Source organism: Sphingobacterium griseoflavum (assembly GCF_014653155.1).
Lineage (GTDB): Bacteria > Bacteroidota > Bacteroidia > Sphingobacteriales > Sphingobacteriaceae > Sphingobacterium > Sphingobacterium griseoflavum.
In genome coordinates, this window is record NZ_BNAF01000001.1 from 94,100 (window position 1) to 109,837 (window position 15,738).

Annotated in this window: 9 protein-coding genes; 5 read left to right on the forward strand and 4 right to left on the reverse strand. The window is 44.5% G+C overall.

Annotated elements, in window-relative coordinates; translation table 11 throughout:
• Positions 1 to 4 precede the first annotated feature (4 nt).
• The 4 genes from IE165_RS00395 to IE165_RS00410 form a co-directional block, all read right to left on the reverse strand.
• Positions 5 to 1,033: a lipid A deacylase gene (locus IE165_RS00395; protein WP_229826218.1), complete on the reverse strand. Its 1,029-nt coding sequence runs from the start codon at positions 1,031 to 1,033 to the stop codon at positions 5 to 7.
• 81 nt (positions 1,034 to 1,114) lie between these two features.
• On the reverse strand, positions 1,115 to 2,359 hold the full coding sequence (gene odhB / locus IE165_RS00400; RefSeq protein WP_189624619.1) for a 2-oxoglutarate dehydrogenase complex dihydrolipoyllysine-residue succinyltransferase: 1,245 nt from the start codon (positions 2,357 to 2,359) through the stop codon (positions 1,115 to 1,117).
• 48 nt (positions 2,360 to 2,407) lie between these two features.
• The gene (locus IE165_RS00405) at positions 2,408 to 5,137 is read right to left on the reverse strand and encodes a 2-oxoglutarate dehydrogenase E1 component (protein ID WP_189624620.1); all 2,730 of its coding nucleotides are present in this window, start codon (positions 5,135 to 5,137) and stop codon (positions 2,408 to 2,410) included.
• A 171-nt stretch (positions 5,138 to 5,308) separates the two neighbouring features.
• Positions 5,309 to 6,631, reverse strand: coding sequence for a deoxyribodipyrimidine photo-lyase (locus tag IE165_RS00410; RefSeq protein WP_189624621.1), 1,323 nt, complete (start codon positions 6,629 to 6,631; stop codon positions 5,309 to 5,311).
• A gap of 152 nt (positions 6,632 to 6,783) precedes the next feature.
• Between IE165_RS00410 and IE165_RS00415 the strand changes: the two genes are divergently transcribed.
• The 5 genes from IE165_RS00415 to IE165_RS00435 all read left to right on the forward strand — a co-directional run bounded on the left by IE165_RS00415 (position 6,784) and on the right by IE165_RS00435 (position 15,443).
• Positions 6,784 to 7,647, forward strand: coding sequence for a Rossmann-fold NAD(P)-binding domain-containing protein (locus tag IE165_RS00415; RefSeq protein ID WP_189624622.1), 864 nt, complete (start codon positions 6,784 to 6,786; stop codon positions 7,645 to 7,647).
• A 383-nt stretch (positions 7,648 to 8,030) separates the two neighbouring features.
• Positions 8,031 to 8,621 carry an RNA polymerase sigma-70 factor gene (locus tag IE165_RS00420; RefSeq protein ID WP_189624623.1) on the forward strand — a complete coding sequence of 197 codons (591 nt, stop codon included), beginning with the start codon at positions 8,031 to 8,033 and terminating at the stop codon, positions 8,619 to 8,621.
• Between the two features lie 127 nt (positions 8,622 to 8,748).
• A complete protein-coding gene (locus tag IE165_RS00425; RefSeq protein WP_189624624.1) occupies positions 8,749 to 9,918 on the forward strand; it encodes a FecR family protein in 1,170 nt (389 codons plus the stop codon).
• 217 nt (positions 9,919 to 10,135) lie between these two features.
• Positions 10,136 to 13,591 carry a TonB-dependent receptor gene (locus IE165_RS00430; protein ID WP_189624625.1) on the forward strand — a complete coding sequence of 1,152 codons (3,456 nt, stop codon included), beginning with the start codon at positions 10,136 to 10,138 and terminating at the stop codon, positions 13,589 to 13,591.
• A 16-nt stretch (positions 13,592 to 13,607) separates the two neighbouring features.
• Positions 13,608 to 15,443 carry a RagB/SusD family nutrient uptake outer membrane protein gene (locus IE165_RS00435; protein WP_229826219.1) on the forward strand — a complete coding sequence of 612 codons (1,836 nt, stop codon included), beginning with the start codon at positions 13,608 to 13,610 and terminating at the stop codon, positions 15,441 to 15,443.
• Positions 15,444 to 15,738: the final 295 nt, after the last annotated feature.

A 15,738-nucleotide genomic window follows, 5' to 3' on the forward strand; every position in this document is an offset into this window, starting at 1 on the left:
GTGTTCATATCCCCTTTTTCCACAGCGTTGATCCAAATAGATACCGGAGGGTGAATGCCTGTTGGTTACTGGTTTGATCGGGTGCGAAGTGGAAGGATGCGGTGAATTTGCCCTCCAAATTTCCTTTCCGAAACGGAACCCAGCCTAAATCCAGACGGTTGTAGCGATCCCGACGATAGAAGGGATCTCCGTTCGGCAGATTTTGCGGATCTCCGATGTAACATGTGTTCTCTAAAAAAAATCTTTTGTAGCCGATGAAAATAGCAGAAATAAATCCGCGAGCCACCCGAAGATCGTATTCCGTTCGAACCCGATCAAAACCAATTACTCCACCTGCTTCAATCGTCAGCGAATCCAGCAATGTTTTATGGCTCCAATCAAGGCCTACACGCAACATGGCTAGGCCATTATCCTGTATATGCTGATCGATACTGTCATTGCTTGTGAGCGCATTGTGGTACAACATGGCGTCGTCCTTCATATAGAAATTCCCCAACATATATTTCCCAGATAAGCCGACCAAGAAGCGCTCTCGTTGGTTTAAACTTTGTTTACTCAGCCAATCGAGGTAGAGTGCCTGCCGAAATGTTTTCTTTTGGAAGGCGAAATACATCCCCTCGATATTAGGACGATCATACAAAAACGTATCGGCTAGTGCGATACGCGGCACCTCTTTCAATCGCTCGTACCTAGGCATATGGCCTAAAGCGAAATCAATATGCCTGTTTTTGAAGTTGTAATAGACAATAGGAAGTAGCCGGTCTTTGTTTTCCGGATGTTTTCCGAAGTCTTGGTTATAATGCACACCGCCTAGGATACGATTGTTGCTGTCGATAGCAAATGAAAATTTTGGTGATAGGATAGTACCGAAAATGGTTTTGTCTTCCGTATATATCGATTTGTATTCCCTGTTATCTGCATAGCCGAAAAAATCGATGTCAAATGCTACACGTTGCTGGCCTTGCGCGGTCAACGCAAGAAAACAGAAATAACAAAGAAAAAGATAATGTACCGGTACGATTTGTAGTTTCATGTGAGATGATGACGCTGACTTGAAAATAAAAAGGTCGTCTTAGAAAGTTTAGACGACCTTTTGGGGTTATTTTTTGCTTGCTTATACTTCTAGCAATAATCTTGCGGGATCTTCCAATAGTTGTTTCACACGAACGAGGAAACTTACGGACTCGCGGCCATCGATGACGCGGTGGTCATACGATAAAGCGATGTACATCATTGGACGGATAACTACTTGACCATTTTCTGCAACCGGACGTTGCACAATGTTATGCATGCCCAGGATCGCAGATTGAGGCGCATTGATGATAGGGGTGGACATCATCGAACCGAATACACCACCGTTTGTAATCGTGAATGTTCCGCCAGTCATCTCCTCAATGGTTAACTTATTATCGCGTGCTTTTGTGGCCAGCGTGATAATCTCTTTTTCAATTTGGTACAAGCTCATGGATTCAGCATTGCGAATCACCGGAACGACCAATCCTTTCGGTGCCGATACAGCGATGGATATATCTGCAAAGTCAGAGAATACAATCTCATTTTCTTCGATACGCGCGTTGACAGCAGGCCATTCTTTCAAAGCAGTAGTGACAGCTTTCGTGAAGAACGACATAAAGCCCAAGCCCACACCATGCTTTTCCTTGAAAGTATCCTTATATTTCGCACGCAGATCCATGATGGGTTGCATGTTCACCTCATTAAATGTAGTCAACATTGCGGTATCATTTTTCACGCTCACCAAGCGTTTTGCAATCGTTTTGCGCAAGGAGGTCATCTTTTCCCGACGCTCGTTTCGCGAGCCCGCTACCGGTGCCTCCGTTTTGGCTGCAGGCTGCGCTGGCTTGTTTTCTGTTTTCGGCGTGGCAGGCTTCGCTTGCGCTTTTTCAGCATCTTCCTTCGTGATGCGTCCTTCTTTGCCAGTTCCTTTTATCGTCGCGGCATCGATACCTTTTTCTCTTAGTATTTTTGCTGCTGCGGGTGAAGCTGTACCTGCAGCGTAAGAATCGGGATTTTCTGCATCTTCGGCTGTAGATTTTGTCGCTGCGGGCGTATCCGTGTTTTCAGCAGGAGCTTCTTCCTTTTTGTCGGCACTGTCTGCAGGGGCGTCGCCATCTTCGATCGCGCATACTACTGCGCCAATCTCTAAAGTATCACCTTCTTGGGCAATGATCCGCAAGATACCTGCTTTTTCTGCGGGTAGCTCGAATGTTGCCTTGTCGGATTCCAATTCGGCAATGTTTTCGTCCATCTCGACGTAATCGCCATCTTGTTTTAGCCATTGTGCTAAGGTAACCTCTGTAATCGATTCCCCTACGGCAGGTACTTTAATTTCTAAGCTCATATTTTTATTTTCTGTTATATGGACAACATCGAAAGCTGTCGATATGTTTTATAGTTCAAATGCTTTGTTAATAATCTCTGCTTGCTGCGATACGTGTTGCTTCATGTATCCCGTAGCTGGTGAACCGCTTTCGGGACGTGCAATATATTGAAGATTTAAGCTGCTGCCACGGAACTTGCGGCAGTAGTATGGCCAAGCGCCCATATTCTCGTTTTCCTCCTGCACCCACACGAACTCCGCTTTGTTATATTTCTTTTGCAAAGCCTCAATTTGTGCATGAGCAATCGGATATAGTTGTTCCAAGCGTACAATAGCTACGTCCTTGCGTTTATCTCCCTGCTGCTTCTCCAGTAGATCATAATAAATCTTTCCGGAGCATAGCAACACACGTTTCACCGATTTTGCCGTTACCGATTCGTCATCGATAATCTCTTGAAAACCTTTTTCGGTGAATTCCGTAAGTGGCGATACAACTTTTGGATGCCGTAAAAGACTTTTTGGTGCTGCAACGATCAACGGTTTGCGAAACTCGCGGTGCAGCTGTCGCCGCAACAAATGGAAGTAATTGGCCGGTGTGGTGCAGTTCGCTACAATCATATTGTTATTGGCGCAAAGCTCCAAATAGCGCTCTATACGACAAGAAGAGTGTTCTGGCCCCTGTCCCTCCATACCATGCGGAAGCAGCATGACCAATCCATTGGAACGCTTCCATTTTGTTTCCCCGGAAGAGATGTATTGGTCGAAAACAATCTGTGCCCCGTTTGCGAAATCTCCGAACTGCGCTTCCCAAATCGTTAATGAATTTGGATTTACAGATGCATAGCCATATTCAAAGGCTAATACAGCATATTCAGAAAGCAGGGAGTTGTAGATGTTGAATTTTTCACCACCCTTTAATCGCGCCAATGGTGCATAAGTTTCGTCCGAATCTTCTAGAGTGACGACCGCATGACGATGGGAAAAGGTTCCGCGTTGTACGTCTTGGCCGGAAATACGCACACGATATTCCTCGTTAAGCAATGTTGCATAAGCCATTAATTCGCCCATTGCCCAGTCATACTTGTCGGTATCGATCATTTTTAGGCGATCCTCAAACACTTTGGTGATTTTCCGGAAAAACTTCTTGTCTTTCGGCAAGCTGTTCATTTCTTTAGCCAATTGCAGGAAGAGCTCTTTGGAGACTTTCGTTTCCGCCGTCTCGGTAATATCTGCAGCTCGTGCCGGACGCAATCCTTTCCAAGCTCCCGCAAACATAGGACGCTCTTCACTGATTTGCTCTACCTTTTTCGCCTCATCTAAACGTTCTTGCAAAACGCTACGAAAGTCTTTTTCCAATAGCTTTGCAAAATCAATATCAATGCTGCCTTGATCGACCAGTTTTTTTACATAGATAGCCAACGTGTTGGGATGTTTCTCGATGAGCTTATACAACGAGGGCTGTGTAAACTTAGGCTCATCGGCCTCGTTATGCCCATAGCGTCTATAACCTAACAGATCAATAAAAACATCTGTTTTATATTTTTGCCTATATTCAAGGGCAAGGTTGACGGCGTATACCAATGCTTCCACATCGTCCCCATTCACGTGAAAAACAGGGGAAAGGGTTACCTTGGCAATATCGGTACAGTAGGTGGATGAACGAGCATCTTTGTAATTGGTCGTAAAACCCACTTGGTTGTTGATTACAATATGGATAGTGCCACCCGTTTTATAACCGTCCAACTTGGACATTTGTATCGTTTCGTAAACAATGCCTTGCGCGGCTACGGCCGCGTCGCCGTGTATCAGTATCGGTGCAATTTTTGAAGAATCGCCGCTATATTTTAAATCAATTTTAGAACGAACCATACCTTCCGCAACACCATCTACCGTTTCCAAATGCGACGGATTTGGTGCAAGGCTTAAATGGATGTTTTTGCCGTCTTGGCTGGTGATATCTGAAGAAAAACCCAAGTGATATTTTACGTCACCACCAAATTGGATCTCTGGATCGGCCTCGTACATTTTTCCTTCAAACTCCGAAAAAATAGTTTTGTAAGATTTGCCCATCACATTGGTCAATACATTCAGACGCCCGCGGTGTGCCATGCCGATAACAAATTCTTCAATTCCTAATGAAGAACCTTTTTGGATGACGGAGTCAAGTGCCGGAATAAGTGATTCGGCACCCTCCAATGAAAATCTTTTCTGTCCTAGGAATTTGGTGCCCAAGAAACTTTCGAAGATAACAGCCTCATTTAACTTTTTAAGGATCCGCTTTTTACCATCTAATGAGAATTGTGGCATATTGCGGTCAGCCTCCATTTTATCTTGGAGGAACTTAATTTTCTCCGGGTGCCGGATGTACCGGAACTCGGCGCCGATCGACCGGCAATATGTATCTTCGATCAGTTGACGGATATCTTTCAATTTCGCTGGACCTAACCCGACTTCAACGCCTGCATTGAATGTCGTTTCGAGATCAGCCTCGGAAAGACCGAATGTCTCCAACTCTTTCCCCGGGAAATATTTACGGCGTTCCCGAACAGGATTTGTTTCTGTAAAAAGATGTCCACGATCACGGTAGCCGTTGATCATGTTCAGGACATTGATCTCTTTGATTGCTTGTTCTGGTGTTTCCGAAGAGGCAGTACCACCTTCTGCTGTCTGCCCAAACTCAAATCCTTCGAAAAATTTTTGCCAACTGACATCTACAGCGTTAGGGTCTTCCTTGTATGCTTGATATAACGAGTCAATATAACCTGAATCCGCGTTACTCAAATATGTTAATCTATCCATGAGGAAATCTTACGTATAAAAATTTTGGTCAAAGTTAGCAATTATTAAATACTTGACACGCCTAAAATGAACAAAAAAAGCCTGAGAAGGTAGAAATTTCGATATTTTGGTATTTTATGACATTTTTTGGAATGTGCTCTTATTCAGTGTCGTCAATATGCGCAGACGCGTCTATTTCGCCACGGCAAGAGAGCGATATTGCTTTTTCGCCAGCTCCTGCCAACTGATCTGCAAATTGTCCTTACTGCTAGTTCCCAAGCCAGCCAACTGAAGCCAATGCCCGTAGGTCGTTGCAGGTGCATAATCCAAGAGGTATTCTTCAAAAAAACATGCACCTACGAGGTGGTTTATTCTTAGCTCCTGCAACAGGTAAGCCGCCAATACTTCGCGGTGTTCATAGGGCAAATTTCCTGCATGGACGACTTGATGCAACAGACCGTCTATCATCGAATCGTCTGACCCACGCTGTAACAGTAGCTGTAATTTCTTGGCTGACTCGTCCGCTCGGAGGTGAGATTGATGGTTTTTAAAAAAAATGTTGGGGTATTTTTTTAACATGAAACGAAAATAATCCCGCCATAAAAGACGTAGAATCAATTTTTCGTATTTCTTTTTATTCGCACCTGTACGGGCAGCCTGTATCCTGTGGTAGTAAAATGCCGGCGACACTGCTCCGTGTGCAATGTAGGGAGCTATCAAATTGTAGTCATTGGGCTCGTCATACGCCGGCGCCAACGTCATCTCCATCGCCAGTAAAGCATCATCTTCGCCTCCCCGAAAAGAAGGGCTTGTCGCGGAGGCCTGAGCGACTTCGGTCGCCGAAAATCCTAGTGCCACCAAATCAGGCATAGGGGTGTCTTCCAGATGCGGGTGCGTAGTTACTCTGGTGATGGCGGGTAGTACTGGTCGCACAAAACTTTCCTTTTCAACTTTTTTCTTAAACGCGCTGAACGAGTCTGGGATATCTTTGATGGGGATAGGGAGATCCTCCTTGTGGTAGAGAGTGTGGCCAATAAAGTGCTTGAGATTGATCTTCGCCTTCCAAAGCGTCGCTTCAACCTGTTCGGAGATCACGGTCTCCCGATGCGCCACCTCGCGATGATGGTACACTTCTGTCACATCATATTTCGCGCAGAGCGTACCAATAATATCTTCAGGTTTTCCTATAAAAACGAGTAAATCTGCGCCGAGCTTCTGCAAGTTTTCTTTCAGTTTCGTTACGCATTCGAGTAGGAAATTAGCACGTAATATCCCTGTGTTTTTAAAACCATTGTCATTGATTTCAAAATACCGAGGGTCAAAAAAATAAACAGGAATGACAATATCGCCCTTTTCCACAGCCTCAAACAAGATCTCATTGTCATGAATGCGCAGGTCATTTCGGAACCATATTAAAATTACCTTTTTCGTCATACGATAGAATACTTCGCTCAAGATGTTGGCCTGTTGCAAATATAAGGTAAACAATCTGCTTTGCTTAGCCTGGATAGGCATATCTATGCTCTTTTGACAAAGCGTAGACAAAAAACAGCTGCCTATGTTGTTTGCCGATTGGGGTTTGTAACAATTGTTATTTTTGGCGAACATAAACCGTATTATGCTGTTTGTTATTGAAATTGATAACTGATTTTTTGTGAAGAGAGCTTATGGATATATTAGTTAGTGGGTTAAATAACTATGTGGGACGAAGAAGTATAAGCTTAATGGCCGATGATACGTTCAATGTATTTGCCATCACACGGAACCTTAAGCTATTTGAAAAGCGAGTTTTCGAACCGGTGCGCGCGCAGCTGTTTGAGGTCGACCTTATTAAAGGAGATATCGAGGTGGCGCTGCCCATCCCCGATGTCAATGCCGCCTTTTATTTTACTCAAGTACCCACCCTAAACGATATCGTCAATTTGAATCTGGAAATGCTCTGTCTGCGTAATTTTATCCATATCTTGAAAAGGAAGAACTGTAGCCGCTTGATATATGTCGCTCGTTTGATGGATAAGATATGCATACAGGCAATCTTAGATCTCTTGGAAGAGTTACGGATGGATTATACCATCGTCTTGAAAAATAGCGTGATCGGCCGCGATTCTCTTATTGACCGTGTTTTCAAAAATATAGCCAATCGAAAATTTATACTTTATTCCAAGCGATATGCAAACCGCTGTTTTCAGCCTATTGGTGCGCACGATTTTATTCGTTGGCTGAAAGGTATATTGGATGTGCCAGCTTTCCGGCATAGAATATTGGAAGTGGGCGGGGATGAAGTCTTGTCCTTTATGCAGGTGTTCAACATATACAAGGAACTGAAGCTGATTGCTGGGGGGCAGCAAATTGTCAATCTGCCGCGTTGCTTAGTGAAATTTGTCTACCAAAGGAGGTTGGACATCAGTTCCAATGATTACGCGGAGCTCAGCCGTATCATTCAAGCAGATAATTATGCGGATAACAGCTGGAGAGCATCTATGCCCTTTCAGTTTTCGAAGGTTAGTGATATCTTGCAGCTGGATAAATAGCGCGATATGCGCTAGATAAGGACGTTCAGGTCTGTCGGCTTTCCAGATACGCTGACGGAAAGATTACGTGCCGGCGGTTGGGCTGTGCTCTCCAGCCCAAAACAAAAGGAAATGGCTGCTATGAAAGTGTGATCGAGGATCCAGAAGGAAATCGGATAGAACTGACGGTTTAACGATTTTGTATAGCTATGATTTCTAGCGACGGTTTGTTGCTGTGAGTTTTTGTAAAGTCGAATTTTACGAATATTGTTGTAAAAATTTCATGAGTTGATGTTGTAATTAATTTTTACGCAAACGTTTGTGTTGTTGTTTGGCTTGCTATTGTTTGTGAAATCTTCAATATTTGTTCGACGGGATGCAAGCACTATCTTGCTAGACTAGCCATGAAGATGATTTCCAATATCGATGAACTTGATCTGCTTTCGGATCTGAAAAACGGCGATGAGTCAGCGTTCGCTAAGCTTTATTGGTATTACAGTCCATTGCTTTATGCCAATACAGTTCGTCTTGTCAAATTGCCTGAAATAGCGGAGGAGGTAGTGCAGGATTTGTTTCAAAAGGTATGGGAACGCCGTCAACTCATAGACCGTAACAAGTCTTTTCATGCCTATCTACATACTATTGCAAAAAACCTTGTGTACGATGCATTTCGAAAACAGAAAAATCAACAAAAAATACTTTGTTATTTGGCTGATCAGCAAGGTGCTCACCACTATAATCATGTGGACGAGTTGCTTGATTCAAAGGAACTTCAAAAACAAATAGATGCGGTAATAGAGAGATTGTCACCTCGACGCAAAATGATTTATAAGCTCTGTAAAGTGGAAGGGAAAAGCTATGAGGAAGTAGGCGATATGCTCGGCGTATCGGTGTCGACCGTAAGTGATCACATTGTTAAGGCGACAAAGTTTATTAAGCAAGTCTATGCTAGGGATAATTTCATGATTATTGTTCTGATGGATATGTTTTTTTAATCGAAGGATATTGATGTCGCAAAGGTAATCCACAATTTTTTTATAAAAATAATTTCCGGAGCAGAGGAACTCCCATTCCCATGCGTATATAAGATGTATTTCCAGTTTAAACGCTAACGTCAATAGCATGAGGTTCAAATCAGTTACAGAGATTTTATTTCTGAAGTATCTGCATCAGCAAACGGATGCTGAGGAAAATAAGCGGATATTTAAATTGCTTGCGAATAAACGGTTTCGCAGTAGGTTCAGAAAGCTAATTGCGCAGCAATTGCAACAAAATCACAGCCAAGAAGGCAGGGATTTGGAGGTTTTGCAGCGTATTTACAAATCTTTAGACCTGACAGAACATGCACGCCTTTCTCGTATGCAGTATCTATGGCTACGCTCCTCGAAAAAATGGTCGCTTGCTGCTGTTGCATTACTCGCATTGGCCTTGTCGTTTTCCTTCTTTATTTGGAAAGCAAAAGACAATGCAGATAGCTTTCAGGCAGTTGATATTGGTCCCGCCAGCAAAAAAGCGAGATTGGAAATTGCAGATGGGCAGATTGTTATGCTGGATAAGAATCAAGAGGGTGTGATAAATGTCCAGGAAGGGGTGCGTCTATGCCATGATACGGCAGGGCAACTTTACTACCTGCACGATCAAAAGGATAGGGCACCTGCGGTACCGCAACGGATAACAATTCCGAAAGGAGGCAATTATCAGTTGACGCTTGCGGACGGTACGAAGGTTTGGTTGAATGCAGGGTCTTCCATGGAGTTTCCCAGCTATTTTGATGGCAATGAACGCGTGGTCAAATTGTCTGGCGAAGCATATTTTGAAGTCACGAAGTTTGCTGGTGGCCGTCGGCCCTTTATCGTCGAAACGACAGGTCAGCGAGTAATTGTCTTGGGAACGCGTTTCAATGTCAAGGCGTATGCTGATGAGAAAGAATCTGTAACGACGCTGCTGTCCGGATCTGTACAGATTGCTACAGCGGGGGAAACCGTTGCCTTGAAGCCGGGACAGCAAGCGCAGGTTAGTCAAGAGGGTGTGCGTGTAAGCGAAGTTGATCCTTTGATCGCAACAGATTGGGCTAATGGTGATTTTGTTTTTATGGAGGAAAGTCTACCATCTATTCTACGTAAATTGGAGCGATGGTACGATATCAAGGTCGTTTATCGATCGGCACCCAGTGCACAGACATATATCGCGCAGATCGGTCGCGAGCAACATCTTGAAGATGTGTTGAATGCCCTGCAGCGGGCGCACCATTTCAAATATCAGCTGGCGGGCAATGTGTTATATATCCATTGATATTGCTCCCCAGGACAGTGAATAATTAGCTAACTACTAAAAATAAACGATGTGATGAAACAATTTCCACCAATTTAGATGTACAGCTGCAGTAGATCCGTAAAATAAAAATCGGAAATGCCGGCCAGCATTTCCGAATACATGTTTGGCTTACGGTCTATCTAAACAATTGTCGCGTTTATCAAGTCCATTTTTTTAACCAAAACTCAACAAAGATATGTATAATAATCGGTTTCGGAAGAGCTGTGTTTTCTGGATAGCAAATATCTTCACCCTTGGTTGCCACGTTGGCAGCAAATTCCACATCATTTTCAGGGCCAACATTTTTCGCCAAGTGCACACGACGGTCGTTTTTCTGTTATTGGCCGTTTCGGCTTTTGCCCAGCGTGTAAGCCTATCCCATCAAAATGCCTCGTTGCCCACGATTTTTCAGGATATTCGGCGACAGACGAATATGGACTTCGTATTTGAAACGAGCCAAGTAAGCAAATGGCCTGCCACAACAATCCAAGTAAAAGACAGGCCGTTAAGCGAAGTTTTAGCCATGCTTTTAACCGACAAAAATCTACAGTACCAAATAGACAACCGCATCATCACCATCAGGTCGCGATCGAAAGCTACCCCTGTCGCGCAACGGCGCATCGCTAGCCAGCAGGATGTGGAAGTAGTGGGGTCCGTAAGCGCTGGAGAACAAAATCTTTATGGTGTCACCGTGTCCGTAAAGGGGCGCACGTCAGGATCAACGACCACCGATGCAAATGGTCGATACATTATTGTAGTACCACTTCACGCTACGCTGCTGTTTTCGCATGTGGGTTATAAAACAGTAGAAAAGACGCTTGGTGACGATCATCGTATGGATGTCATTATGGAAAAAGAGAACAATATTGAAGAAGTGGTTGTGGTAGGCTTCGGTACGCAAAAAAAAGTAAGTGTCGTTGGAGCACTGGAATCGGTGAAGCCCGAAGAACTTAGAATTCCATCTGCAAACCTATCCAATGCTCTTGCGGGGCGTCTTGCGGGGGTGATTGCCGTGCAAAGAAGTGGAGAGCCCGGCGCCGATGGAGCCAGCTTTTATGTTCGTGGTATATCCACATTTAGCGGCGCAACAAACCCGTTGATCCTTCTAGATGGTGTGTCCATCACGCAAGACGACTTCAATGCTATTGCGCCCGAAACAATAGAAAGTGTCTCGCTACTGCAGGATGCTACGGCTACGGCAATTTTCGGTACACGAGGCGCCAATGGTGTACTCATTGTAACCACGAAATCTGGAAAAAACCTAGATAAACCTCGTGTTTACGTGCGGTCGCAATCGCAGCTGTCAAGGCCTACAACTATCCCCAATTTTGTGGATGGAGCCACGTATATGGAGCTTTTTAACGAAACGGTGGCTGGGCGAGGGACGGGCGAGCCATTATATACGCAAGAACGCATTGATGGTACCAGAAATCGATTGGATCCCTATGTTTTTCCGGATGTCAACTGGCTAGAGGAGATGTTTAAGCCCCATACCATAAACAACGAGTTAAATTTTAATATTCAGGGAGGTGGATCAAAAGTCGGATATTTTTTAAGTGCCACAGGCAATAATAGCAATGGTATCTTGCGGAATTTCAATGTCAATTCTTTTGACAACAATATTAATGTCAACCGGTATAGCTTTCAAAACAATATCAACGCCGATGTAACTCCCACTACAAAAGTCGCGCTGAAGTTAAATGCGCAATTACGGGATTATGCGGGCCCCGCAAGAACGGCTTCAAGTCTGTACGGCGACGTTATGAACGTAAATCCTGTCGATTTCCCTATTATGTTTCCTATGACCTCGGCGGATCGTCGCGATGTGCAGTATGGCGGAAGAGCAGGCGGTACCTTTAATAACGGCTTTCGCAATCCTTTTGGAGATATGGTCAATGGCTACTTGGACGGCTTCGAAAGCACCGTTTTGATTACCATAGATGGGGCGCAAAAACTAGATTTTGTAACAAAGGGATTGGAGTTTAAAGCCTTGGCATCCTTCAAAAATTATAGTCAGACCTTTGTCAGGCGAAATAGCGGCTATAACCAATTTATGGTGAATGATTTTCGCGTTAACCCCGCAGGTCAATACGAATATGAACTGCAGATGGTAGGACAGCCGCAAAATCTGGCATTGGGAACAGCTACTGAAAGCAACGGCAATCGGGAAACCTACTGGCAGCCATCTATAGATTACAATAGAAAATTTGGTGCGCATGATGTTTCGGCCATGATCCTTTATAACCAAACCGATTACAACAATAACGCGCCCACGAACAACAATTTGATTGAGTCTTTGCCGCATAGACGGCAAGGAATAACGGCCAGAACAACTTATGGTTATCAAGATAGATATCTTGTCGAATTTAACTTTGCGTACAACGGATCTGAGAATTTTGCGGCTGGATATCGATGGGGGTTTTTTCCTTCTGTCGGACTTGGGTATGTGTTGAGCAATGAAAAGTTCTTTCAGCAGTTATTGCCCAGTGTGAGTTTGTTGAAATTTCGAGGTACGTGGGGACAGGTGGGAAATGATCTAATTGGTGGTGCTCGATTTCCATATCTATCAGACCTCAATCTTACTGGAACAAGCTTCACGACCGGCATAGATCAGAATACCAATTACAGTGGACCAACTTACCTCCAGTTTGCAAACCCGTTGATGACTTGGGAGCACGCCGACAAGAAAAATTTAGGACTGGACCTAAGTTTCTTAAACAAAACACATTTTGTAATCAATTTTTTCCAAGAAGATCGCACAAATATTTTTGCCGACATATCGACCACGATTCCAGGAGTTTTCGGAACTTCAGGCACACGTGTTTTCAGTAATGTTGGGGAAGTGCGGAACCGAGGTTTCGATATGTCGTTGGAGCACGGTGCCAAACTCGGACAGAATTGGAATCTATCCATGCGCGGCACCTTTACTTTCGCTCGCAATACGATCGTCAAAAATAATGAGCCGGCGTTTACGCGCTATCAAAATCTTTCCGCTATTGGTCATCCAATCGGTACACCATTGGGTTATGTTGCTGAAAGGCTATTTATTGATCAAGCTGAAATAGATAACCACGCGACCCAGCAATTGGGGGGATTTGTGGCGGCGGGAGATATCAAATATACGAATGTAACTGCAGATATAGACGGTCTAGCCATTATAAATGGTGATGATCGTGTTCGGATGGGATACCCCGCGGTGCCTGAAATCACTTATGGGTTAAGCACGACATTGCGCTATAAGAAATTAGATCTATCTTTCCTATTGCAAGGCGTGGGTCGAACATCATTTATGCTGGGAGGTTTTCACCCCTTCGGAACGCAGGGGATACGAAATGTTTTGCAGTTTATCGCGGATGAGCGATGGACTCCTGAAAATCCGAATGTTTTTGCATCGTATCCACGGCTTAGTAAACTGGATAATCCCAATAATACGCAAGCCTCAACATACTGGCTGCGCGACGCTTCCTTTCTCAAGCTTCGAAGTGCCGAAATTGGTTATTCCTACAAATTTGTCCGAGCGTTCGCCAGTGGATTCAACTTATTGACGTTTTCTAAATTTAAGCTATGGGATCCCGAACAGGGGGGTGGAAATGGATTGGGGTACCCTACCCAGCAAGTTTTTAACCTTGGATTACAAATGCGTTTCAATTAACAACATAACAGCAATTATGAAAAAGAACCTATATTTATCTGGACTTATAGCAATCGCCGCAATGCTCATTGCTGCAATTTCTGCCTGCACCAATTTTCTGGATATCGTTCCTGATGAGCGCCCAATTGAGGCGGATGCCTTTCGAGACCCCAACGCGGCAAGGGGAATGTTATATTCGTGCTATGCACATATCCCTAATTCACGGGTAGGGGCGTCAAGTCTTGATCTACGCACAGCTGACGAGATTACCACGTCTTTCGAGCACGCTGTTTTTGCCCGATTTCCTAGAGGCAATTATTCTGCATCGGACCCCGTTATTTCGTATTGGAATGATCTTTATAGAGGGATTCGACAATGCTACATATTACTGCGAAATATTGATAATGTGCCGGGGATATCCGCAGAAGATGCGGCGACGTACAAGGCTGAGGCCGATTTTTTAATTGGCTTTTTCCACTTTCTTCTGATTCGTATGTATGGGCCAATAGTGATTGCTGACCGCGAGTTCGACATCAATATGCCTACCTCAAATTATCCAGTAAGATCTCCGTACGATGTCTGTGTTGATTTTGTTGTCGCAAAAATGGATGAAGCAGCGGAAAGATTGCCGACTGTGCAGGCCGCTGATAGTTATGGGCGAGCCACTTCGGTGATTGCACTTGCGATCAAGGCACGTATGCTTTTGTATGCGGCATCGCCGTTGTTTAATGGGGGAGGGGCCGCTCGTGGGAGTTTGTATGAAGGGTTTAAGGATCTGGATGGTACGGAATTGATTGCTACTACCTTTGTCGCAAATAAATGGAATCGTGCGGCACAGGCTGCTCTAGAAGCGATAGAGGCTGCGGAAGCTGCAGGCTTCCGTCTGTACCAAAATAGTGGTTACCCCACGGCGCTTCCGTCTGATCCGATCGAGAAGGATTTGAGGCTCGTGTATATTGATAAGGTCAACTCTCGGGAGGTGATATGGGGGGAAACCCGCCGAGAAGGTGTTTATGATCATCAGAATAATACGACGCCCTTTTTGACTGGGGCGCAAGGGGCGGCGTTCAATGGGCTCTCACCTACGTTGATGATGGTCGAATCCTTTTATACAAAAAGCGGCTTGCCGATTGATAAAGACCCTGCATTTAACTATGCGGACCGTTACAAGATGGTTGCTGGACCAAATGGCAATACGCTCTCCCTAAACCTTGAGCGAGAACCTCGATTCAATGCTTGGATTGCCTACCATAACAGCTATTATGAAGTAACGCGTGGCACCGCGAATCAGGTGCTGGTGAGGTTTAGGAGAAATGATAATTGCGGTATACAAGGCCGCTCCAACAACTATTCGCCCACCGGTTATCTAAACAAAAAGGGAGTAGCTCCTGAACTAAATCAAAGCCGTCTCCAAGTGTCGGTGCACTATCCCTGGCCTGTTATTCGGTTGGCCGAGCTGTATCTAAATTATGCGGAGGCCCTAATAGAAAGTGGTCAAAATCTGTCCACTGCAAAGTCCTATATCGACCGTGTGCGAGTTCGCGCCGGAATTCCCACTATCGATCAATCGTGGGCACCTATTGGAGGAGCCAATACACAGGTGCTATTGCGTGCCATCGTGCGCCAGGAGCGGACAATTGAACTTTACCTAGAAAATCACCGGTTTTGGGATGTGAGAAGGTGGATGATTGCCGAAGATTTTCTGAACAAGCAGGCTGAAGGAATGAATATTCAAGGTGTAAACGATCAAGAGTTTTTTAAGGTTACTACAGTTCCGTTTCCGAGAGATTTTACCCAAAGAAATTACTTGATGCCTATTCCGCAGGCGGAAATCAATCGTAACGAGCGTTTGGTTCAAAACCCAGGATATTGATTTGGAGATACTTAAACCCGGTATCTTGCAAGAGCTCTCTTGCATTCGGAATACATCTTAAATTGGGTGAGCTAACGTCGAAGAGCCATTCCAATGTTGAGGAGATGTAGGCAATAGCATATTATTTCCTTGCTAATCTGCTCTTTTTGTTCGTGCAAAAAGAGCAGATTTTGCTTTATTCAAAACGTTTGCCTGCTGACGACAAGATTGCAGATAGCTTGATTTGCTAATCTTTCGAGGCAGTGGTTATGGCGTTTTATGCAGTTTAGCATGTGAATATCACGGCGTGGGATGC

Bases quoted from the DNA above. Each gene is read 5' to 3' on its own strand.
- IE165_RS00395 (WP_229826218.1), bottom strand. From the start codon at position 1,033: ATGAAACTACAAATCGTACCGGTACATTATCTTTTTCTTTGTTATTTC.
- odhB (WP_189624619.1), bottom strand. From the start codon at position 2,359: ATGAGCTTAGAAATTAAAGTACCTGCCGTAGGGGAATCGATTACAGAG.
- IE165_RS00405 (WP_189624620.1), bottom strand. From the start codon at position 5,137: ATGGATAGATTAACATATTTGAGTAACGCGGATTCAGGTTATATTGAC.
- IE165_RS00410 (WP_189624621.1), bottom strand. From the start codon at position 6,631: ATGCCTATCCAGGCTAAGCAAAGCAGATTGTTTACCTTATATTTGCAA.
- IE165_RS00415 (WP_189624622.1), top strand. From the start codon at position 6,784: ATGGATATATTAGTTAGTGGGTTAAATAACTATGTGGGACGAAGAAGT.
- IE165_RS00420 (WP_189624623.1), top strand. From the start codon at position 8,031: ATGAAGATGATTTCCAATATCGATGAACTTGATCTGCTTTCGGATCTG.
- IE165_RS00425 (WP_189624624.1), top strand. From the start codon at position 8,749: ATGAGGTTCAAATCAGTTACAGAGATTTTATTTCTGAAGTATCTGCAT.
- IE165_RS00430 (WP_189624625.1), top strand. From the start codon at position 10,136: ATGTATAATAATCGGTTTCGGAAGAGCTGTGTTTTCTGGATAGCAAAT.
- IE165_RS00435 (WP_229826219.1), top strand. From the start codon at position 13,608: ATGAAAAAGAACCTATATTTATCTGGACTTATAGCAATCGCCGCAATG.